Annotated in this window: 20 protein-coding genes; 13 read left to right on the top strand and 7 right to left on the bottom strand. The window is 31.2% G+C overall.

Features of this window, described 5'->3' with window-relative positions:
• The 4 genes from AC6QZF_RS10385 to AC6QZF_RS10370 all read right to left on the bottom strand — a co-directional run.
• A partial coding sequence (locus tag AC6QZF_RS10385) for a S8 family serine peptidase (RefSeq protein ID WP_499799817.1) occupies positions 1 to 3,873 on the bottom strand: 3,873 nt, incomplete at its 3' end.
• A 55-nt stretch (positions 3,874 to 3,928) separates the two neighbouring features.
• The gene (locus tag AC6QZF_RS10380; protein WP_499799816.1) at positions 3,929 to 4,270 is read right to left on the bottom strand and encodes a DMT family protein; all 342 of its coding nucleotides are present in this window, start codon (positions 4,268 to 4,270) and stop codon (positions 3,929 to 3,931) included.
• Positions 4,263 to 5,912: an NFACT RNA binding domain-containing protein gene (locus tag AC6QZF_RS10375; protein ID WP_499799815.1), complete on the bottom strand. Its 1,650-nt coding sequence runs from the start codon at positions 5,910 to 5,912 to the stop codon at positions 4,263 to 4,265. Before AC6QZF_RS10375 ends, AC6QZF_RS10380 begins: the two co-directional genes overlap by 8 nt.
• Positions 5,912 to 6,688: an MlaE family ABC transporter permease gene (locus tag AC6QZF_RS10370; protein ID WP_499799814.1), complete on the bottom strand. Its 777-nt coding sequence runs from the start codon at positions 6,686 to 6,688 to the stop codon at positions 5,912 to 5,914. Before AC6QZF_RS10370 ends, AC6QZF_RS10375 begins: the two co-directional genes overlap by 1 nt.
• A gap of 142 nt (positions 6,689 to 6,830) precedes the next feature.
• On the opposite strand from AC6QZF_RS10370, the gene AC6QZF_RS10365 reads away from it, so the two are divergent.
• Genes AC6QZF_RS10365 through rnr form a run of 6 tightly spaced genes read left to right on the top strand, consistent with a single transcriptional unit; the run spans position 6,831 to position 13,983 of the window.
• On the top strand, positions 6,831 to 7,919 hold the full coding sequence (locus AC6QZF_RS10365) for a mannose-1-phosphate guanylyltransferase (RefSeq protein ID WP_499799813.1): 1,089 nt from the start codon (positions 6,831 to 6,833) through the stop codon (positions 7,917 to 7,919).
• Positions 7,920 to 7,923: 4 nt separating this feature from the next.
• A complete protein-coding gene (locus tag AC6QZF_RS10360) occupies positions 7,924 to 8,463 on the top strand; it encodes a cob(I)yrinic acid a,c-diamide adenosyltransferase (protein WP_499799812.1) in 540 nt (179 codons plus the stop codon).
• Positions 8,451 to 9,023 (top strand): deoxycytidylate deaminase, encoded by a 573-nt coding sequence (locus AC6QZF_RS10355; RefSeq protein ID WP_499799811.1) that lies wholly within the window; start codon positions 8,451 to 8,453, stop codon positions 9,021 to 9,023. Before AC6QZF_RS10360 ends, AC6QZF_RS10355 begins: the two co-directional genes overlap by 13 nt.
• A 15-nt stretch (positions 9,024 to 9,038) precedes the next feature.
• Positions 9,039 to 9,776, top strand: coding sequence for an SDR family oxidoreductase (locus AC6QZF_RS10350; protein ID WP_499799810.1), 738 nt, complete (start codon positions 9,039 to 9,041; stop codon positions 9,774 to 9,776).
• 33 nt (positions 9,777 to 9,809) lie between these two features.
• Positions 9,810 to 11,846: an OmpA family protein gene (locus AC6QZF_RS10345; protein ID WP_499799809.1), complete on the top strand. Its 2,037-nt coding sequence runs from the start codon at positions 9,810 to 9,812 to the stop codon at positions 11,844 to 11,846.
• A gap of 10 nt (positions 11,847 to 11,856) precedes the next feature.
• Complete coding sequence (gene rnr, locus AC6QZF_RS10340; protein WP_499799808.1) at positions 11,857 to 13,983, top strand: ribonuclease R; 2,127 nt, start codon at positions 11,857 to 11,859, stop codon at positions 13,981 to 13,983.
• Here rnr and AC6QZF_RS10335 read toward each other — a convergent pair.
• Together AC6QZF_RS10335 and AC6QZF_RS10330 are read right to left on the bottom strand one after the other, a co-directional pair.
• Positions 13,980 to 14,570, bottom strand: coding sequence for a hypothetical protein (locus AC6QZF_RS10335; protein WP_499799807.1), 591 nt, complete (start codon positions 14,568 to 14,570; stop codon positions 13,980 to 13,982). The genes rnr and AC6QZF_RS10335 overlap by 4 nt on opposite strands.
• Positions 14,570 to 15,046, bottom strand: a complete 477-nt coding sequence (locus AC6QZF_RS10330) for a hypothetical protein (RefSeq protein WP_499799806.1) — start codon at positions 15,044 to 15,046, stop codon at positions 14,570 to 14,572. Before AC6QZF_RS10330 ends, AC6QZF_RS10335 begins: the two co-directional genes overlap by 1 nt.
• Positions 15,047 to 15,133: 87 nt before the next feature.
• Here AC6QZF_RS10330 and AC6QZF_RS10325 point away from each other — a divergent pair, with 87 nt between their 5' ends.
• The 7 genes from AC6QZF_RS10325 to AC6QZF_RS10295 all read left to right on the top strand — a co-directional run bounded on the left by AC6QZF_RS10325 (position 15,134) and on the right by AC6QZF_RS10295 (position 20,732).
• Complete coding sequence (locus AC6QZF_RS10325; protein ID WP_499799805.1) at positions 15,134 to 15,415, top strand: hypothetical protein; 282 nt, start codon at positions 15,134 to 15,136, stop codon at positions 15,413 to 15,415.
• A 32-nt stretch (positions 15,416 to 15,447) separates the two neighbouring features.
• Positions 15,448 to 16,245 (top strand): CPBP family intramembrane glutamic endopeptidase, encoded by a 798-nt coding sequence (locus AC6QZF_RS10320; protein WP_499799804.1) that lies wholly within the window; start codon positions 15,448 to 15,450, stop codon positions 16,243 to 16,245.
• Positions 16,246 to 16,351: 106 nt separating this feature from the next.
• Entirely contained in the window at positions 16,352 to 18,025 is a 1,674-nt protein-coding gene (locus tag AC6QZF_RS10315) for a hypothetical protein (RefSeq protein ID WP_499799803.1), read from the top strand.
• Between the two features lie 68 nt (positions 18,026 to 18,093).
• A complete protein-coding gene (locus tag AC6QZF_RS10310) occupies positions 18,094 to 18,504 on the top strand; it encodes a 6-pyruvoyl trahydropterin synthase family protein (RefSeq protein ID WP_499799802.1) in 411 nt (136 codons plus the stop codon).
• The gene (gene folE, locus AC6QZF_RS10305; RefSeq protein WP_499799801.1) at positions 18,504 to 19,241 is read left to right on the top strand and encodes a GTP cyclohydrolase I; all 738 of its coding nucleotides are present in this window, start codon (positions 18,504 to 18,506) and stop codon (positions 19,239 to 19,241) included. The genes AC6QZF_RS10310 and folE overlap by 1 nt, the downstream gene beginning before the upstream one ends.
• On the top strand, positions 19,238 to 19,873 hold the full coding sequence (rnhB, locus tag AC6QZF_RS10300; RefSeq protein ID WP_499799800.1) for a ribonuclease HII: 636 nt from the start codon (positions 19,238 to 19,240) through the stop codon (positions 19,871 to 19,873). Before folE ends, rnhB begins: the two co-directional genes overlap by 4 nt.
• 34 nt (positions 19,874 to 19,907) lie before the next feature.
• Positions 19,908 to 20,732 carry a thermonuclease family protein gene (locus AC6QZF_RS10295; protein ID WP_499799799.1) on the top strand — a complete coding sequence of 275 codons (825 nt, stop codon included), beginning with the start codon at positions 19,908 to 19,910 and terminating at the stop codon, positions 20,730 to 20,732.
• A gap of 69 nt (positions 20,733 to 20,801) precedes the next feature.
• On the opposite strand, the gene AC6QZF_RS10290 is transcribed toward AC6QZF_RS10295, so the two are convergent.
• Entirely contained in the window at positions 20,802 to 22,874 is a 2,073-nt protein-coding gene (locus AC6QZF_RS10290) for a T9SS type A sorting domain-containing protein (protein ID WP_499799798.1), read from the bottom strand.
• Positions 22,875 to 23,002 lie beyond the last annotated feature (128 nt).

Raw genomic sequence — 23,002 nt, 5'->3', positions numbered from 1 at the left:
CCCTGAATTTGAAGTAATATTCTTTGCGGTGATATAATAAATAAACCCTTTAGGTTTTGTCGGGAATTCATTTGAAAGGGCTATTTCAAATAGTCGTCCATCACCCGGTATTTTATTTATTCCAATAATTTTGCCAAAAGGCGAAATAGAATAGTTATCTAAATTTAAAGCTGATGAATCAGGAAGCTCAGAAAACTCAATTTGCAAATAGTTATTAGTGTAATATTTAAGTTTTGTTAAATAGAAATTGGTATTTAAGTTATCGAAATTACAGTCAATTGATAACTCATTTGGTTTAGTATGATTGCCATATAAATCTTTAATTTCCTTACAAATCAATTTGTATGAACCATTTTCGATGTTATTTTTCAGATGTATATATACTTTATTTGATAATGCAATTATTGACTGTATCTCGCAATTTTTTGAATTTTGTAAGTCAATTAATACGAAATTATCTGCTTCTATTCGTCCTATCTCTAAAATATCAGAGTAATTCACAACAATAGTTGAACAATTAATTGCTTCTGCGAACGTTGCTTGGGCTAAATCATCTATAAATACTGTTACACTATTCGATAAATTACTGCTTAAATTTTCATTTTCAGCATTGATAAAAAAAGTGTAATATTTTCTACTTTCTAAATTTTCTATAATTGCAAAGTTATCAGTATATGAACCAACATAAATTAACTTACTTGAACTATCATTGAGTAGAAAGCAATTGTAACGAATTGCATTTGGAACACTATTCCAGAATAATTTTACTGATGATTTGTTGAGGACATAGCCATTCAAATATGGTTCATTAATACTTGGTGAAGAAACAAATTCCCAGAATTCAGTTTTATCGAATGTTGCAAATCCAATTTCTTGCTTCCCATTTTTATCAAAATCATAACATATCGCTGAATTCGAAAATGCTAAAGGATAATACCAGAGAGGTTCTAGTTTTCTTAAATTTTTATTCCAATTGAATACATATAGATTTGGCATAGCTGAAATTATTATTTCGTCACCATCAATGCTGTCTAAATCCCCAGCTGCTACTCCATTTCTGTAAGAAGCACCAATACGTGGAACAGTTCCAGCACGAACTCCATATATGAAAAGACTATCAAGAATGTAGAAACCAATTTTGGGGTCATATTTAATAATTCTAATATACCACAACCCATCAGATGGATCGTTTCGTCTTGGATAAATGTGATACGAGGAATGTACAATTTCAGGAACACCGTCCGCATCAATATCAGCTTTTATAACATATTGATTTTCAGAAGCTTTTATTTGTGTGTTTGAATAAATTAATTCGAACTTGTTATTATCGAATTCATAAATAAATGAATGTCCATCATTGTTGGAATGATAGAGATTTTGTTTCCCATTATTATTAAAATCTCCAAGAGCAGAACCTCTCCAAACGCCTATTTTACTTAATTCTTTTGGTAAAGTGGTTTGTGCTATCAAGTTATCTTTATTGCCGATTCTTGAATAAACGAAAAAGCAGCTATCATTATGTGCTATTATCTCATCTTTTCCATCACCATTTATATCATAGAAATGTTCAGCCCAAAAATTATATGTTTGTGATGAAAAAATTTTTTTGTTAAATGTTCTTTCGCGATTTTCTGACTGTTCAAAAACAGTGGAGTTGCCATTTGCATAAACTAAAAAATCTGTAAGATCATTGCCATTATAATTACCAATTCCTGTAACAATCCCATTCTCTTGAAGGCTATCGATAATGTAAAACTTGCCATTATCAAATTCAGCCACAAACGCATTATTTATTACTAGCGAAGAAATGTCGTTGAATAAAACATTGGGCTTGTTATTTCTATTAATATCACTGACTTGCGGGAAAATAAGTGCTCTTGGTAAAGTGTAATTCTTTCTTTTAAAGCTATATTTAGGGAAAAACATAGGTTTTAAATTGAAACTGAATTCAGCTCTTGCTGTATCACCGTTTTCTAAAAATATGCAGGCAATAGCTTCATATTCTTGTTCATAGTCAAAGTCAGTTAATAGGAATAGATGGTTTTGGGATTTTTCTATATTTCCAGAAATTGTCTTAAATTGCTCTGATGAATTCTTTTTTCTATATTTAATAAAAGAAAAAGCATCAAATGATGATGAAAAATACACTGATAACACGTTTTCGTCATTAAACAAGGTCTCTTTTTGAGCGAAATTTCCAATTTTTAAAGGAGAATTACTTGAATATATGAGAATTTGAGTTCTTAGTTGCAATTTCTTATTATTTTTTAATTCAACTAATACGCAAATTGTATAAATTGTATCAATTAGTTCTGAAACATCAAGTACATAAAGAGTATCCTCTAATTTTGCATTCATAAATCTTACTGAAATGGTGTCCCAACGATTGGGATATTTGCCTTTCCCAATTAAAATTTGATATGAATCGAAAAGTGGAGTTAGTGTCGAACCAGTTATTGAAATATTTTTCTGATTGTCTTTGTTGATATATTCGTAAAGCTTTGGAGAGCTAATTTCAATTTTCCCATAATGCAAATTAGCAAGAGCTGAAGCAACATCTAATATTCCTGCCCCTGTATAATAATTCCATCCATCGGGATCAATATTTTGGGCTGTTGTCATTAAAATAGATTTAATATCATAAAATGTCAAATTAGAATTTTTCTCCAACATTAGTGCGATTGCAGCCGAAACATATGGAGCAGAAAGAGATGTACCCGACTTCATTCCATAAGATTTATTTGGAGTTGTAGTAATTATGCTTTGTGCAGGAGCAAGCAAGCAAAGATTCCCACCAAAATTACTATCTTTCCATCGTTTTCCTTGACTATCTGATCCGCCAACAGAAATTACTTCGGGGTAGTCCGAAGGATAATGTGGGGCATCACTTCCGTCATTGCCAGATGAAGCAACCATTATGACGCCTTGTGAAAATGCAAATTTTATAGCATCGTGCATCAATGGAGAAGAATACTTTTCTCCAAAACTAAAATTGAGAACTTTAGCACCATTCAAAGTTGCATATATTATTGCAGCAGCAATATCAGAGGCAGAGGCGTTTCCTGTAACATCAAAAACTCTGCACGTCATAATTTTTGAATTATAAGCAAGTCCGCTAATCCCTAAACCGTTGTTTTGTTCCGCAGCAATTACTCCGGATACTGCTGTGCCGTGGTCGTATTCATCATTTGGGATAGGGTCAGGATTACTCCAATCACCTAAATTTGGAATTTGCTGATTTACAAAATCATATCCAATAACATCATCAATAATCCCATTATTATCGTCATCCACACCATTTAAATCTCCTGAAATACCATTTCTCAATTCATAATATGGCCAGGACTCAAAAGTTCCATTATTGTTTAGGTCTTCTTTTGTGTTGATCCATAGATTGTTCGCCAAATCTGGATGATAAAAATCAATTCCAGTATCGATAACACCAATTACTATCCCTTTTCCACTTGCTTGTTTCCATGCATCAAATGCGTGAATTTGATAGAGTGCCCATTGAAATGGTACTTTTTCATCATTTACTTCACTTGAAATATCTAATTTATATTTATGATTGGGTGTTATATTGATTATTTGAAAGTTATTTTTTATTTTGTTTAAAAAATAAAATGAAAAATCGCTATTAATTTTTAAAATAAAATACTTATTTAATTCATTTAATAAAATGTTGTTTGAAAGCGTATTGTTAAGTGTTTTGTTTAATCTGATGAATTTTCTGTAATTTACATTGTTATGGATTGACATCTGATTTTCAAATTTATTAGGGTCCTTCACTTTGATAATAAATTCTAATTCCTCGGAATAAGAATTAGTTGTGAGAATGAATATTAAAAATGCATATGTAATAATTTTTTTCATATAAATTTTTAATTGGATATTTAGTAAAATACAAATAATATTGAAATTAGTTACATTATGCTCTGAAAATAAAATATACAGCACCTAACAAGCAAATTCCAGCCCATAGATAATCAAGTTTTAATGGTTGCTGCATAATGTAATATGAAAATGGTATGAAAACACTTAATGTCACAACTTCTTGGATGATTTTTAACTGAGCGATATTTAATTGACCATATCCAATCCTATTTGCAGGAACCATAATCAAATATTCAAAAAATGCAATGCTCCAACTAATTACTACTGCTTTAAACCAATGTTCCTTACTTAAAGTTTTTAAATGTCCATACCAGGCATAAGTCATAAATATATTTGAAATAATGAGCATAGAAATTGTTGCTATTACTCTATACATTTTCGATTAATTTATTGTTAGACAAAATATTATTGATATTAGGCTCAACAAAAATTGTTTTCCCTCTTGTAACAACAACTGCTCCTGGGTTTGCTCCTTTAGGTTTTCTAATATACTTTCTTTCTGTATATAAAACTGGGACATAATTTGCATTTCTTAAAGAAGAATAATAGGCAGTTATTTCTGCTGCTTTACGGATAATTTCTGTTGGGACAATCTGTTTTCTATTCAACGTGATTATTGCATGCGAACCAGATGCTCCCTTAGTATGTAGCCACAAGTCATGAGGTCGTGCAAACTTAAAAGTAAGTAGGTCGTTATTCTCAGCATTTTTCCCAACTAATAACACAAAACCTGAACCTATGTCAAACTTTTTGAATTTGTTTTTATTTAATTCCTTGTTTTTATTAATAGTTTGTGATATTATTTTATAATTGATAAGTTCATTAAGTATTTTTTTAAGTTCTTTATATTCCTTTATATTATGTAATTTATTTGACAAATATTGATGAATATCCAATGATTTTCGTAAGTTGTTTAATTTGATATTGATTAACTCGATTTCTTTGATGGTTTTCTTTGATTTCTCATAATATTTTTGAGCATTTTCAATAATTGATAGTTTTGGGTCAAGTCTGACCAGTAATTGTTCTCCATTAAAATTTTCTAAGTTAATTATTGTTTGTCCTTTTATTTTAAGGTGATTTTGCGAAATCAGCAAATCCCCTATTACTTTATAAATATTAGCTAATTTTATGTCCTCTAATTTTTTTTCATATTCTTCCAATTTTCGAGTGCATTTATCGAAGTATTTTTGCAATGCTTCGGAAATTTCTTTTCTTAATTTAATTTCATTAATATACCTTAATTTAAGAAACTTGCATTTTTTTATTAAATAAGAAATGTTATTTGACTTATAAATAATATTATTATGATTAGTTAAAGGTATTAAAGATAGTATTGGTTCGCTATCAGTTTGAATTATAAAATATTCTTTGCTGTTTAGTAATTCAATTACTAATTCTTGTGAGTGTTTGTAAAGTTCATCTAATTGGTTATTTGAAATTTCACAAAGTTTCAAATTGATGCCTAAATTACATCGAGTTAAGATTTCTTCAGCGTAGTATTTTGTTATTAGCAAATTTGATTTTGTCAATGCTTTTATGATTTGTTCATTTGCTAGGGTGTTTGATAATTCTAATAATTCTGATTTTTGGTATGAGTATTTTTGTTCTTTATTTTGATTGTTTTTATTGAATTTGAAAAAGATATTATTATCTTTATCACATAAAAATAAATTTGCAGAACTTCCTGAAAATAAATGAAAATATATAAAATAATTGATAAATTGAAATTCAATTACTCTATCATTTTTTTCAATTGAGATATTTTGTAGGTAATCTCCTAATAATTCTGGCATTAAATTGATTGAATTCTTCTTTACTCGACTGAAATTTGTATCTAAGTATATATGAGAAAAATTGTTTTGAGCTGAAAAATGTAAGTAGAATTGTTTTATTCCATCAAAAAAAATAAATGTAACAGTATCTTTTTCTTGTGAAAAGATTTCAATTACTTTCATCCCGACTAATAACTCAAATTCTCTTTTAAGATGTAAGAGTGTGTGATAATTGTTAAGCATTAGAATATATAGCCAAATATTGCATCAATAATCAAAATAGACGCAGCCGAAAGAGTGAATGCTCTAACAGTGCTATTGCCAACTCCTTCGGCTCCACCTTTCGTGTTGAAACCCACATGGATACCGATTAATGCGGTTACACCACCAAATACCGTAGTTTTCAGAAGTCCTAACATAAGCTCTTTCATTTTGAAAAATCTAATTACGGAATCAAAAAAAGCTTCACTTGTGAAATTATATTTAATACTTGAAAGAACAAAACTTCCGAGTAAAGCAACAGCATTCGAAAAAATTGCTAAAACAGGCATCATTAAAATAATTGCGACTGCTCTTGGCATAGCTAAATACCTATTCTTATCAATTGCCATCATTTCAAGGGCGTCAATTTGTTCTGTTACTTTCATTGTACCTATCTGCGCAGCCATCGAACCACCAATTCGTCCAGCAATAACAAGGGCGGTCAGCACAGGAGTAAGTTCCTGAAAGACAGCTGTTGCTATTGATGAACCAATAAATGGGCGAGCTATACTAATAAAATTGAATTTTTCAAACAAGCTTGTGGCTTGAAGAGCTGCTATTGCACCAGTGAACGCTCCAATAAGTAATACCAACGGCAATGAATCTGCACCAATAATTGACATTTGTTCCAGAACAAGCTTTTTATCTTTTATTATCCTTGGAAAATAACGAAATGTAGAAATAAGAAGAATAATAATCTGTCCAAATTCTCTAAAAAAGTGGAGAGTTTTTCTACCAATTAATTCAAAAATAAACATGGCGTATACTACATAAAAATAATTTTCAAATTTACGAATAAGATGGTTTATCACCAATAAATTAGTTGTTTTTATTATTTTATTAATCATTCTTTTTGTAGTTTTGTATTATGTTTTAATCTATTCTATAATGTATATATTAATGAAAAAGTTTGCTGTAATAATGGCAGGGGGCTCCGGACTTCGTTTTTGGCCTAAGACAAAAGAGAAGCTACCAAAACAGTTTATTCATTTGTATGGAGACGGGACTTTAATTCAAAACACTTTTAAGCGTTTAGAAACATATTTTTCAATGGAGGATATTTATGTGGTTGTTAATGAAGCTTTTTCATTTTTGGTGAAAGAGCAACTTCCAGATTTACCAAATGATAATATAATAATTGAACCTTTTGGTAAAAATACAGCTCCTGCTCTCGGACTTGTTTCTACAATACTTTCGCAAAGATATTCTGATGAAGATATTATGTTGGCATTCCCTGCTGATCAAGAAATATCTAATTTAGGTGAATTTTTTAATAGTTTGGATGTAGCCATAGAAGCTGCTCATTCAAAAGATTCTATTGTGACTATTGGAATTGCCCCAACTCGACCCGAAACTCAATTCGGTTATATTCAATTTAATGAAAATCGCAATTCACTTGGTGAATTGTTCGATAATGGAGTGCGATTCTGTACTACTTTTGCCGAAAAACCTGATTTGGAAACTGCAAAACGTTTCATAGAAAGTGGCGATTTCCTATGGAACAGCGGTATAGTTGTTGTTAAGATGAATATTTTTAAAGAGGCTTATTCAGAATATTTACCTTACTATTTTGAACAGCTTAATACTTTAAAAGACTATATAAGTACCGATAAATACGATGAAGCGTTAGAAAAAATATATATGAAATTTAATCCTATTTCAATTGACTACGCTATCTTGGAAAAGTCTGATAAAGTTCTTGTTGTGATGTCTTCCTTCAGCTGGTCTGATTTAGGAAATTGGGATGAATTATATAGATTATCATTAAAAGATGCTCGAAATAATGTAATAGAAGGGGAAGTTATTTCGATAAATTCTTCAAATTCATTAATTATTTCTAACAAAAACTTGATTTGTATAGCCGGAATTGAAGATATTATTGTTGTTGAAGGAGATGATTCTTTGCTCATTTGTAAACGAGGACAATCCGAACAAGTTCAGGAATTAATTGAAATTATGCGTAAGAAACAGTTAAAAAAATATTTGTAGGCATATGAAGATTTATACTAAAACTGGCGATAATGGCACTACATCACTATTTGATGGACAGAGAGTTCGAAAAGATAATTTACGTGTCGAAACTTATGGGACAGTTGATGAACTGAATTCTATTATTGGCTTAGCCCTTGCTTTTGGTGTTCCGCAAGAAATGAAAGATGATTTGATTAGAATAAACAATGATTTATTCATATTAGGTAGCGACTTAGCAACACCGATAAATGATCAATTAAAAGTAAATCGAATTGGTGACCAACACATTAAATGGCTTGAACAAAAAATTGATGAATATTCTGAAATGTTGCCTTCATTAAGGAATTTTATTTTGCCCGGCGGAGCGCAGTCAGCTGCTTTTTTGCACCAGGCTCGAACAGTTTGTCGTCGCCTGGAAAGGATAGCTGTTTCCTTGTTGGAAATAGAAGATATTGGCCAATTTGTTATTGTATATATAAATAGGCTTTCTGATTATTTGTTTGTTGCTGCAAGATTTGCTAATTTCTTAAACAATAAAGAAGATGTAGTATGGAATCCATAAATTTGAATATGAAAAGACCAGATTGGGATCAACTCTATATAACAATGTGCTATCTTGTTGGAATGCGTAGCCGTGACCCGCATACTCACGTTGGTTCTGTAATTGTTGATTCTGATAATGTGCTCGTATCAACTGGTTACAATTCACTCCCTCGTGGTATAAATATTGATAAAGATGGGAAAAGGGTTTCACGAGATGATGGAGAAAAATATTTTTGGGTTGAACACGCAGAACGAAATGCTATCTATAATGCTGCTCGACGAGGAACAGTTCTTAAAGGTTGTAAAATTTATGTCCCGTGGACACCATGCACTGATTGTGCTCGTGCAATTATTCAGACAGGTATATCTGAGGTTATTATTCATCAAAATGGACAGGATTTTTATGATAAAAATACAGACGGAAAATGGATAGAATCATATAAAAAAGTTGCAAGTATGTTTTTAGAAGCAGGGGTTAAAGTTCGTTACATAGTATGTGATATTGTTACACCTGAAATATTTATGAATGGGATTCTCTATCCAGCAGCTATTTCATTAAATAAAGATAAAGTTGAATAATTATTGAAATATATTATGAAAAAAGTTATTGTTTTTGGTGGCGCTTCGGCAATAGCAACAGAAGTTGAAAAACTATTTGCTGCAGATGGTGCAGAATTATGTTTGCTTGATACTAAAATGACACGCTTGCAAGCAGTGCGTGACGACATATTAGCTCGCTACAAAACGCGCATTGAACTGATAGAATTCAATGCACTTGATTTTAGCAATCACAAAGAAATTTTCAATCAAGCTGTCGATATTTTAGGCGGAGTTGACATTGTATTGGTGGCTTATGGAACTTTACCTAATCAGGAAAAATCTCAAAACGATATTGACTATGCAATTGAACATTTTAATATTAATGCCACATCTATTGTTTCACTATGCTCAATAGCTGCGAATTATTTTGAAGAGAAAGAAAGAGGCATTCTGGCTGTTATTTCGTCCGTAGCAGGGGATAGAGGTAGAAAAAGTAATTATCTTTACGGTTCTGCAAAGGGAGCTGTATCATTATTTTTACAAGGACTTAGAAATCGTCTTTCAAGCAAGAATGTCTCTGTCGTTACTATAAAACCCGGAATAGTTGATACTCCAATGACTTCACATTTGCCTAAAAACTTTCTTTTTGCAAAAGTTGATGTTGTAGGGAGGATTATTTTTGATGGTATTAATGCTCAAAAAGATATTATATATGCACCGGGTTACTGGAGATTTATTATGTGTGTTATAAAACATATTCCAGAAACTATTTTCAAAAAATTAAATCTTTAATTATAAATTACCTTAAGAAATTAAGGTGTTACTATGAAAAAATATATTATATTTTTTTTGCTTCTTTTCCCGTTTTCTGAATTTTTTGCACAAAATGAGGAAGAGTATGATTATGAAAAAGCCTTAAAGGAGATGGAATACAAGGAACGTTTCGGAATTTTTTATAATTATAATTTGAATATTCAAAATACTAATTTTAAAAGTCTTCCAAATGTTCCAAGTTGTTGTCCAGATTATAAAAATGGTTCAGGGTATGGATTTCAAATCGGTGGATTATTCGAAAAGTATTTTCAAGATAATTTCTATTATGGAGCAAGAATAGGTTTCCATAATTTTTTCTCAAGTTTTAGTTCACTCGAAGATGAGACCTTTATTATCGATGGAAACGTTTATCCAGGTAAAATTGAACATTTGGTTGATGTAGAGTTTGATAGGTTTTTCATTACACCAAATGTGATTTTTTCTCCGAAAGAAAAACTTTTTTTGACACTTGGTGTAGATTTCTCTTTTTTTGTCAGTGCAAAATATAAACAAATAGAAAAAATCAAAGATCCGCCTGATAAAGTAACTTTCAATGATGGACTGAGGTATAGGAACAAAAATGATGGGAATTTGAAAGGCTATAATGATTTTAATATTGGGCTAAATTGGGGTGCGGGGTATGAGCTTGTCCTAAATTCACAAGGCTCTTTTCGGCTAATGCCAGAAGTTTTTTATAATATTTGGTTTTTGCCTCTAATCAAAGATGAAAAATGGTTTTCTCAGAATTTAAATTTTGGGATTGCTCTGAAATATATACAGCCACCACCACCGCCACCACCACCTTTGCCTCCAAAGGCGCCTCCACTCATAGATCCTAATTTACCTGAGCTCCCGCCCAAACTTGCTGCTAGCGTATATGTTGTTGAAATTGATTCAAATGATAACGAAAAAAAGAACTTTGCAGTGAAAATTGAAGATTTTACTTCATTAAGTCTACGTCCTTTACTCAATTACATTTTTTTTGAGCATAATTCGAGTGAAATTTCAGATAGATATGTCAAATTAAAACCACATGAAATTCAAAATTTTTCTCTTAACAAATTAATTAATGCCGATGCTCTTCAAACATATTATAATGTTTTGAATATTATTGGGTTAAGATTACAGAATAATCCTGATGTTAAAATTGAACTTATTGGCACTAATTCAAATAAAGCAGAGGAGAAAGATAATAAGAATCTTTCTCTTGAAAGAGCAGAAAAAGTATGTGATTATTTTGTGAAGGTTTGGAATATTGAACCTCAAAGAATTGCCATCAATGCAAGGAATTTACCTAAGGAAGCTACTTTATCCGACGAAGAAGGAGCAGATGATGAAAATCGACGTGTTGAAATTATTAGTTCTTCACCAATATTGTCAGAACCTGTTGTAACTGGGGACACAATTAGAGTTGTTTCTAATTCAAAGTTGCGTTTCTATTTGAAGCCACTTTCTTCAATTGGCATCAAAGAATGGAATCTGACAATTAAACATAAAAATGAGACTATAAAACAGATATCTGGTGAAGGTTCAGTTCCAGATTTTGTGGATTGGGAAATAAATAACGAGGAAAAATATTTTCAAAAAGTATATTCTAACCTTACCTATACTCTTTCAATGAGAGATCTGATAAATCAAACATTCGAAACGAAACCACAAATTATCCCGATTGATCAAATTACTATCGACAGAAAACGTTTAGAAAAACGTGCTGACCGTGAGTATGAATACTATCGTTTAATTTTGTTTGATTATGCTTCTTCCAGCTTGAGAAATGAACATCGTAAAGTATTAGATTTAATTAAATCGCGAATAAAACCTAATTCAAATGTGAAAATAAAGGGCTATACGGATAGGATTGGCAAAGAAAACGTTAATTTGCGAATTGCTACTCAGCGCGCGACTACTGTTGCAAAATATCTAAACTTAAAAGATGTGACAGTTGTAGGAATAGGCGAAAGTGAACTTATTTATGATAATAATTTTCCCGAAGGTAGATTCTATTGTAGAACAGTAACAATAGATATCGAGACACCAATCATTGAATAATGGAGTTATAATGAAAACTGATTTATTAATACAAAATATTATAGAGATATTAAAAAATAGCGTTAAGCCACTTAAAATATTAGAAATTTCAAAAGCTTTACAGATTAAAAGTGATAGTGCCGATTACGAATTGCTAAAAGATGCCATTAACTTGCTTATTGAGCAAGAAGTGGTTGAAAAAGGAAAAAAGAGAACTTATCAACTTAAACAAGATGAATTTTCTGAATTTACCGGAAAACTTCAAATAATAGATGGTCAAGGTGTTATTGAAACTGGATTGCTAAATATCCCAAAGATTTTAATAAAGCGTTCACAATTGAATACTGCATTTCAAGGTGATGTCGTAGCTGTTAGATTACTTGCAAGCAAAAAAAAGAACAAACATCGTGGAGAAATTATTCAAGTTTTGCAAAGAAACGAAGCACCTATTGTTGGGAAAATTGAATTTGATGGATATTTTTATTTTCTTGTTCCTGATGACCCAGCATATTACGTTGATTTCTTAATTCCACAGAAAAAATTGAATGGAGCACGCGATGGTGATAAAGTTGCTGCCCAGTTTGTTGTTTGGGATGACCCAACTAAAAGTCCCAAGGCGGAAGTTATTAAAATATTAGGTGCAGCAGGTGATCCGGCTGTAGAATATGATGCGGTAATCGATGAATTTAATTTGTCACTCGAATTCCCAGAGGGGGTTATTAATGAAGCAAGGAAATTAAAAGTACCAACTAATAGAAAACCTGCTCAAAGACTTGATTTTAGAAATGAAATTGTTATTACAATCGATCCAGAAGACGCAAAAGATTTCGATGATGCACTTTCTCTTAAAGCATTGCCTAATGGTAATTATCTGCTTGGTGTTCATATTGCAGACGTAAGCTACTATGTTAAAGAAAATAGTTCTATAGATATTGAAGCTCGAAAGCGTGCAACAAGTATATATCTCGTTGATCGTGTTATTCCAATGCTACCCGAAGAACTTTCTAATGAAATATGTTCATTGAAACCTAATGAGCCTCGTTATACTTTTTCTGTTATTGCTGAACTAACACCTAATGCTGAGGTGACAGATTATCGAATTTCCGAAACATTGATAAAAAGTTCTCATAGATTTAATTATGATGAAGTTCAGCAAATAATCGACACAGGAAAAGGAGATTATGCTGAACTGATTCTCGAACTTCATAAACTTGCTCAAACTCTGAAAGAAAAACGCTACCAAAATGGTGGAATTCTTTTCGATACGGTGGAATACAAGTTCGTTTTAGATGAGAAGAAATTTCCTAAACAAGTAAAACTTAAACAAACAACACCAGCGACATCTCTTGTGGAAGAATTTATGCTTCTTGCAAACCAAATTGTAGCTCTGCACGTTGATAAAATTCGAAAAGAATTCAATATGCGAAAACCATTGCCGTATTTATACAGAATTCACGATGAACCTGATCCCAAAATGCTTAAAACTGTTCTTAAATTTATATCGTCTCTCGGATATAAACTTAATAAAAAGAAAATCACATCAAAAGATATTAATGAATTACTTATTAAAGTACAAGATGCACCTGAAAAAAATATAGTTAATCAAGTTCTAATTCGCTCAATGCCAAAAGCAATATATAGTGCTCAGAACTTTGGACATTTTGGTTTGGGTTTCTCACACTACACTCATTTTACTTCTCCTATAAGAAGATATCCAGATTTATTTGTTCATCGCCTTCTTAAAGAATATGCTATTGGCAAACCTGATGGTAATAGGTTAGATTACTTACATCGCTTATCACGTGATGTTGCCCGAGTTTCTTCTGATCAGGAACGACTTGCAATGGAAGCAGAACGAGCATCTAATAAAATTGCGTTTGCATTGATTGCCTCTCAACATATTGGGCAAGAGTTTGACGGTATAATTACTGGTGTTACTTCTTTTGGGTTATTTGTTCAATTAATAGATTTATATGCAGAAGGATTATTGCACATTAAAGATATGCACAGCGATTACTTTGTTTTTGATGAACCCAACTATCGATTAATTGGCAAAAAAACAAAGAAAATTTATAAACTAGGAGGAAATGTTCGAGTTCGAATAATCAAAGTTAATCTGGAAAAAAGAATAATTGACCTTGCTTATGTTTCAGACTAAATAAAAGAAGAATTGTGCAATTTCCCCACTTTTCTTTTTGCAGTAATCAGTCTATACAGCAGCCAAATTGTAAATGAGAAAATTGTTATACCAATAATTAATTTTACAATAGAAAAAGTGGGCGGATATACATCAATGCTGCCATCTTCGTTTTCTACATAATAGGGTTTACTATAATAGAATGCAGGATGGAAAGGCATCATCCATAGCCAAGATGTGTGTCCCATTAGATAACCGGTCATTAGCCCGTTTGCATAACCTTCGTAATTATATATATTATAAGTTCGTTGATTTCCATCGGCATCAACTCTTTTAGTTTGTTCAATCTTTTTAGGTATTCCATATTTAACTTTCGCTTGCTCTTTCGAGATTCTCGTCCCACCAAAACTTGAAGTTCGCTGCTGTCTCGGAATGTTAGAAGTTTGAGGTTTTGCTGTCTGTGTTGGACGTGGTTTGAAGGTGCGACTACCTCCGAAGCTTCCGCCTCCTCTTCTTGCATCAGCGAAATCAGGGAAAAGAAATAATTTGATAACGAATAAAATAATTACTATTCCGAAAAAACTTTTTAACTGATTATATGTTTTCATTAGAATATTTTCTCCTTATTAAATGAACCATCTTCATTCCTAAAAATAATTTCTGTATACAATTCAGGTGTATCAGGAATATAATATTTTGAAGATAAAAACTTTCTTATACCATCTTTGTTGTCTGCTCCTTTGATATGCACATATAAGCTCACAATACCTTCCTGATATTCGTCATCAACAAAAATAGATGTGTTTTCTAAATTTCCATCGCTTTCAATAGTTAATGTAATTAAGTTTTCCAACTCTAAATCTGTAAGAGTAGGTTCAGTTGTTTTTAAGTTAATTAGGTAATCTTCAAAAATATTGAAGACATAAACTTTTTTATCAGTTCCTTGATACTGAATAATTGCTTCAAAATTTCCTTCTTCATTCATATTAATATAAATTTCTTTTAATCCTGTTAATTGCTCGCCATTATAGAAAACAACTGTTTTCTCCAATCTACCATTGCTTGAAATGCTAAAAGTTGGCATAAAAACACAAAAAAGTGATTAAAATTATATTTACTATTTTTCGTTTATAACTTACATTTATTGTATTATTTAGTCAATAGGTACTTTATGGCGAAGCTGCATAAGCAATTTCAAACAAATTATTCAGCATCGGAAATGAAAAACTATATTTCCACTAAATTATTGCCAAATCCAACTCTTGCAACTTTTCTTGAAAGTACACATTGGGAAGGCGACACTTTATTCATAAACAGTAAATTAGGTAAAGGAAAAATTATTTTAGAGAATAATTTGATTACAATAGATTTCGAATTTTCTTTGTTCGGTTCCATTGCTAAAAAAACTATTGAATCTACTCTGGATAAAGAATTTAAACAACTTGGCAAATAATATCAAATAATATCAAATAATTTGTTTAAATAATGAAAAATAAGTTTTGGCTTGCTTCTGTTTGCTTTATTGTCAGCTACATAATTTATATTTTTTCTCAACAGATATTGGAATTATTATTTAATATTTATTTTAGTATAATTATTTCGCAATTAATATTTTTTTTGTTGCCAGTTGTCTTAATTTCGCATTCGCTTTCTTTTAATTTCAAAAGCATATTCCGCATAAATAGATTACAAAGTCTTTCTTCATTTATATATACTGTTTTTCTATTTTGTTCACTGTTCATATTAGTTCACTCATTAATATATATACAACTGTCATTGTTGCCAGAAACTTTTAGAAATATTGTCCAAGAATATTCAAAAAACACAGAGTATATATTAAGGGATTTAGCAATAAATAACCTACCTATGGCAATGCTGTCTCTGGCACTTGTCCCTGCAATAGTGGAAGAATTAGTATTTAGAGGTTTTTTGCAGAAATTATTTGAACACAAATTTGGTGCTCATTTAGGGATTATATATACATCGTTGATTTTTGCTCTGTTGCATTTCAATTTACTTAATTTATTTCCACTTTTCCTATTGTCATACGTAATTAGCAAAATTGCTTTTTATACAAATTCGATATATCCTGGAATAATTATTCATTTTTTGGTAAATACAACTACTATATTATCTAAATTATTTAATAGCAAATTCCCAAATGCAAAACAAGATTATCAATTATCATTTGAAATAGTACTTTTATTTATTTTTTCATCATTCATTATAATGATTATTGTTCACACCTTTAAACGAAATTATTTTAATAAAATTATTTATTGAAAAAAATTTGTTATTTTACTTTATATTAAATAAATTAGCAACTTGTATTTAATGACAGTTCTTATTAACTTTATTATTTTTGTATTACTTACTAAAGGGAACAACAGTGATTGCTGAACTTACACAAGAGCAAAAACGAACAGTTTGGGAACGTCAAAAAGGAATGTGTGCTGTTACAGGCAAAAAATTCGAAAATTTTGACGAAACAGCTGATGCTGAATTCTTAATTATTAATCCGGATTTATTTATCGAATTATCAAATGTAGTAATGATGTTCAAATCAGCCGATCTTTCGGCAATAAAGAGAACTTCAACCGATGGGAAAATTTATCTTCGTCGCTATTTGATGCCTTATGCAAATTTAGAGAATTTTTCTAAAGAGGAATTTGCTTCTGAAATTAATATTGACATCGAATTTGTAACAGAAGAAGCAAAAAATAGCTCAAACTGGAAAGAAGTTAGAAACAAAATTAGAGACTTAATCTCTATACTAAATAGTTATCAACCAGCACTTGAAAATAAAAATAGTCTTTTAGATAAATTGAATTCTTCGTTAGAAATTTTAATTGCTCGTCAGAAAGAAGAAACCGAAAAAATTCAAGCTGAACAAACCAAAAATTATGAACAGATAAAAGTAATTGTAGATGAAGCAATTAAATTCGCTAACGAAACTCAGAACTTTAATGAAGCAAGAGAAAAACTAATCAATGCTAAAAGCGAATTTAGAAAACTGTCGTTGAAAAGAGAACATGCTGAAGAAATTCTCACAGCATTGAACAATGCAATAGAGAATATAAATAACAAAATTCGCGAAGAACGTGAAAACTATGAAATGGAATGTTCCGAAAACTATCATATTCTTAAAGCAAAAGTTGAAGCTACAGTAGAAAAAGCAAGCAAAGCAACGCATTTCAAATCTGCTCGTCAAAGTTTAATTGATCTTCAATCTGAGATAAAAGATAAAAAGTTAAAGCGTAACCAAAGAGAAGAATTGTACCAAATTATCCGTGACTGTTTTGAAGGAATTAATCAGCGTCAACAACAAGAACGCCAAATGTCTGATGCTGATTACGAGGAAAATTATCAAAAAATCAAAAAAATCGTTGATGATGCAATTTCATTTGCAGAGAATATTACAACAAGCTTCAAAGAAGCTAAAGATACATTAATTGCTGCACAAGCCGCAATTAAAGCTGCTATTCTGCGAAAAATTCAAAAAGATGAACTTTTCAGTAATATTCGCCGTGTTTTTGAATCTATAAATGAAAAACAAAATGCTGATAGAGAAAATTACGACAAGGAAGCAAACGAAAATTACTCGAAATTGTCTGCAAAAATTGAAGAAGCTTTTGTTTATCTAAATAACACGAGTGATTTTAGATTGCTTCGCGAAAATATCATTGGTATTCAAAGTGAAGTTCGTATTGTGAAACTAAAACGTGAACAAAGAACCGAACTTCTTGAAAAAATTCAAAAAGCATTTGTCATTATTGATAAATTGAAAAATGAATATTTTGAAAAACGCAAGCAAGAACGTATTATTAAACTTAATGAAACATTGAGTAACCTTGAACTCAAAATCCAACGTTTGGAAGAATCCATTAATGCTGATAAACAGTCAATTGATCATATAAAGTCTGATGATATGAATGAGTCGGACAAAGAGGAAAAAATAAAAGCAATTCAAGAACGTATTTCTGAAAAAGAACAAAAAATTGCCGAAACGAGAACAAGAATAGAGGAGCTCCAAAAAGAAAAAGAAAAAATTCAGCAACAATAAAAGATATTTTACTTAAAAAACGTCATTACTTATTTAGTAATGGCGTTTTTTATTTTGGAGGTTGTAAGTTGGTATATATTACAAAACAAGTTAAATTTTCAGCAGGGCATCGCCTTTATAATCCTGAGTTTTCTGATGAGGAAAACAAAAGAATTTATGATAAATGCAATAATCCACGTGGTCACGGTCACAATTATACGCTTGAAGTTACTTTATATGGCAATCCAGACCCTGAAATTGGATATTTATTTGATTTAAAGAAACTTAAAGAAATCGTTAATAATGAAATTATTGATAAAGTTGATCATAAGAATTTGAACGAAGATGTAGATTTCCTAAAAGGTGTAATTCCAACTGTAGAAAATTTAGCAATAAAATTTTGGGAATTACTTGATGGAAAATTTGGAAATGCTAAACTTTATAGAATTAAATTATTCGAAACGGATACAAGTTTTGTTGAATATTATGGAGAGAAATAATGAGTAAGAGTATAGTTCCTAAGAAAGATAATCATATTATTAAACCGGATGTTGAAATTCAAAAGTCAATTGAGGAGAACGTAGATTTAGAAATTTTCAAAAAATATAATGAATATGGCTACGAACTTTTTGATGCTAACGGGAATCATTCTATTTCAGATGATGAACGAAAGATGATGATTTTACAACTTGAGCAAAAGTTTAAAGAAGTGCTTGATATTTTAAGGATTTCCAGAAGTGACCCAAATGCAACCAATACACCACGCCGAATTGCCAAAATGCTAGTCAATGAGCTGCTTATTGGGCGTTTTTCCAAACCTCCTGCATTAACAGTATTTCCTAACCGGAAAAAAGTTAATAACCTTGTGATTAGTCAAGGTATTGAAATTATGTCGATATGTTCCCATCATTGGCTACCGATTTCTGGAACTTGTACTGTTGCATACATACCGGGTGACTACGTGATTGGTCTTTCTAAAATTTCAAGAATTGTCAATTGGTTCGCTCGTCGTCCGCAAATTCAAGAGGAATTGGGCGAACAAATTGCGGATTATTTTGAAGATTTGCTTAAACCACAAGCTCTTGGAGTTGTCATTAAAGCTCGGCATTATTGTATGATTGCTCGCGGTGTTCGTGGTTCAGAAGAACAATCTATTATGACAACTTCTGTGATGAGAGGGCTTTTGATGGAAGAGCAGAGCTTGAGAAATGAATTTGTTAATCTTATACAACTATGATTATTGATAATATTGAAGAATATTACCAAAAAAAATATCAATTTGTCGCTGGTGTTGACGAAGTTGGAAGAGGCTCAATCGCCGGACCCGTTGTTGCAGCTGCCGTGATTTTGCCAAAAGATTCTTTTTTGAAGGATTTAGGGGTTGATGATTCAAAAAAGTTAACTTCAAAAAAAAGAGAATATTTATTTCAGCTGATTACAGAAATTGCTCTTGCCTATTCAGTTTCCTTTGTTGATAATCATACTATTGACAAAATTAATATCCTTAAATCTACAATCTTTGCTATGAATAATGCAATAGACAATTTAGAAATAAGACCTGACTTTTTATTGATTGATGGAAACTATTTTAATGGTTCAAAGATTGAGCATTCTACTATTATCAAAGGTGATGAGAAATGTATTTCTATTTCTGCTGCTTCAATTCTTGCCAAGGTCTCTCGCGATAAATATATGTCCGAAGTATGTCACTCAGAGTATCCTCAATATGAATTTGATAAAAATAAAGGTTACGGAGTAAGAAAACATATTGAAGCAATAAAAAAATATGGAGTTTCGCCATATCATCGAATTTCTTTTTTAAAAAAAATCGATTTAAATTTCAAAAATAATAATTATTCATTATTTTAAACTTTAATGTTTTATTTTGATTGAGATAAACGTTATGAAAAAGTTATCTTTATTGTTATTATCGTTACTTTTATTTTATTCTTGTGGTGATAATAGTTCCAATCCGGATTCCAACAATTATATCCCAAATGAATGGGAATTAGAGGTAACTGTCGATTCTATAATTAATGTAAATAAGATAGTTACAACTATCAACAACAAAAAATATTCAGTTGTTGTTGTTGATTTGCATTGTTTCGAGTTAGAGAGGAATGAGATACTAACAAATCAGGCAAAAATTGCCGGGATTTCAGAAGATTCAGCGCTTTCAATTGCTCGTAATGCTGTAGAATTTGCTAAAGAATTATTGTTAAAAAAGAAAATTATAATAAGACGTGATTCGCTTCAATCAAATAGCCTCCCAACAGGTGAATTACTCAGACACATTTTTATTAATGGATTAAGATATGATTCAATAATTGTTGCAAATAAATTGAATGCACCTCGACGCCCTTCGCCAGATGACAAAGAATTTTATGCAATAGTAAACTGGATTTATGATGGTGATACATTTGATTTTAAATATGAAGGGGTCCTCTATAAGGTTCGTGTTCTGAATATTGATTGTTATGAAACGCAAATTAACGAGAGATTGGAAGAACAAGCTAAACGAAACAAAATTTCCGTTGATTCAGCACTTGCTCTCGGCTTAGCAGCAAAAGATTTTGCAATAAAAACGTTGAAGGGCAAAGAAATTCTTTTAATTCGTTCTTTGCAAGCTCCCAACTATGATGTTTATAATAGATATCTTAGATATGTTAAAATCAATGGTATGAGTTACGATTCCCTAATTATTGTTAATGGATTTCATGCTAAGTAAAATAAGGATAAATTAATAAAAAAGGGCTGAAAATTGTTTCAGCCCTTCGTTATTGAAAAGAAATCTCAATTATTTAATAACACTCAACATTTTTGTTATTGAGCGTCCATCAACTGTTAATGTAACATAGTATGAACCTACGGAGTATTTCGAAGCATCTAAATTAATGTTGAAATTACCTGCATTATAATATCCACTCGCTAATACATCAATTGTCTGACCTAATGTATTGCTTAATTTAATAGTTGCATTGCCAGCTTTCTCTATTGTAAAATTAATATTTGTAATAGAAGAAGCAGGGTTTGGATAAACCAACAAATCATTATTATTTTCTTTTATTTCGGATACTGTGTTTGGATTGATGGCATCTGCAATAGCAACTTCAAGAGCGACTGGCATACTAATTTCATCAATAAGTTCAATCAAGAAAGATGGGAAATCATAATATTCTGGATAAATTGGCTGTTGAGTTGTAGAACTAACTCTTTTAACGATTTGTTCATCAGTTCTCAAATGCAATATTGGAATAGCATTTATACTTTTAACGAGTCTTGGAGTAATTGTATTTCTATTATAACGAGCATCATTAGTAACATTGGAAATTTTCCATTGCGACGATGTGATTGGACGATAGGCTACAAAAACGTCATTTGTCGGCAAAGTATCCCAAGCAAATATTCTATAATTATATGGGTCAGTTTCAGTAGCCTGACGGATTGCAATTTGAGTAGTAGGGAAAGTTACAAGTTCACCATTATGATCAAGGAACTTACAAAATACATATCCATCCAATGTTTTCCCAGCACTAATTTCGTATCCTCTATCAAACAAAAATGGGATTTCTTCTTCACTTGTTTCAGATGTTCTTTGAGTATTTATTGCCCACATGCGACCAAATGCAAAAGGAGGCTCTATAAGTTGATGAATATTATTTATTGACCAATTACCATTGTCATATTTGATTTCGATGATTTGAGAAAAACTCTCTCCATTTTCAATTAATAACAAACGAGTGAAATAACTAAATTTGTTTTTTCCGTAAACAACAAAACCATTTGATTCGTAAGGATAAATAAATGATGAATCTGCATCTCCTCCTTGTGTAACTACATAATTAGACAAAACGCTAATAGGCATTTTTTGGAAATCTGACCAGGTTTCCCCGTTGTCAGTTGAAATAGAAAAGCCTACTCTTCTCTTTTCTGGCATGTCAATGAACATATTGGCAACGCAAGCATAAAGAGTACCTTCTTCGTCTACATCAATGTAGATATTGTTGTTATAGTGTGAACCTGAGGATGGGTTTGAGACTTGCCTAAACTTATCAAGTCCCCACTGTTGTGGGATTCCAGAAGTAACGTCAATGTCAGTCATGTTGACAGAAGCACGTCCATAGTTACCGCCCGGATAATTAGTTTCAGGTAATAATTGACCTACTAGTACGCTATAATCAACACCACTCTTTGTATATGTTGCAGCAGTAGTTTTAAACCATTTTTGACGAGAAGCAGGATTATTATCAACTGGCCCTTTCAATGCAATTGCATCTGTAAATTCAGGTGTAACAAATACAAAGTGACCACCATAAAATGGCGCAGAAGTTTGCCCATCTTCGGCTTTTGCTATACGGCTATATATAAAATAATTCAAGTCTGTTGGAATTGATGCTCCATTGGGGTTAAAAACTGCTACAGTTGGCATTACATCAAAATGACTCTGTTTTCGGAAAATTACTTGTGGAGTACTCCAAGTGTTCCCATTATCCCGTGAACTAATTAAATATAAAACACCACTTTGAAGATGGAATGGTTGATTTTCTTCAGTTTCAATAATATCTCTACCAATTAATACATAAGTATTAGATTTAGGTTCGTATGCTATAGGTTCAGTGTCTTCCTGAAACATCCAACTTCCGAATAGAGGATTCCCTTGTGAATTCCTGAATGCTTTGTAGATAGAAGCTTGCTTATTGACCGGAGTCGCTTTAATGGATACGGGGATGTCTTGTTTAAATAAATAAGGTACTTTTTTGTAAGAGTCAATTAATGCATTTGCATCAACTTGCCTTAGCTCTAATGGTTTTGAAAATGCAATAACTGGCACAAGTGCTAGTACCAGTAAAGTTTTGAATAAATGTTTCATTACAAGTCTCCAAAAATGTGAAAAAAATAGACAAACAACAGTTTTTAACAAAAATTTAACAAAATTACAAATATTTTGTTCTTCTACAAAAAACATAATTTAAGACAATAGAAATTTCAAATTAGTTA

Origin of the sequence: Eximiradius sp. (assembly GCA_937127445.1) — a bacterium.
Taxonomy (GTDB): Bacteria; Bacteroidota; Ignavibacteria; order Kapaibacteriales; family UBA2268; genus JAKIZO01.
Note: the sequence above shows the minus strand (reverse complement) of the source record. Positions and strands in the feature narration are given on the sequence as shown.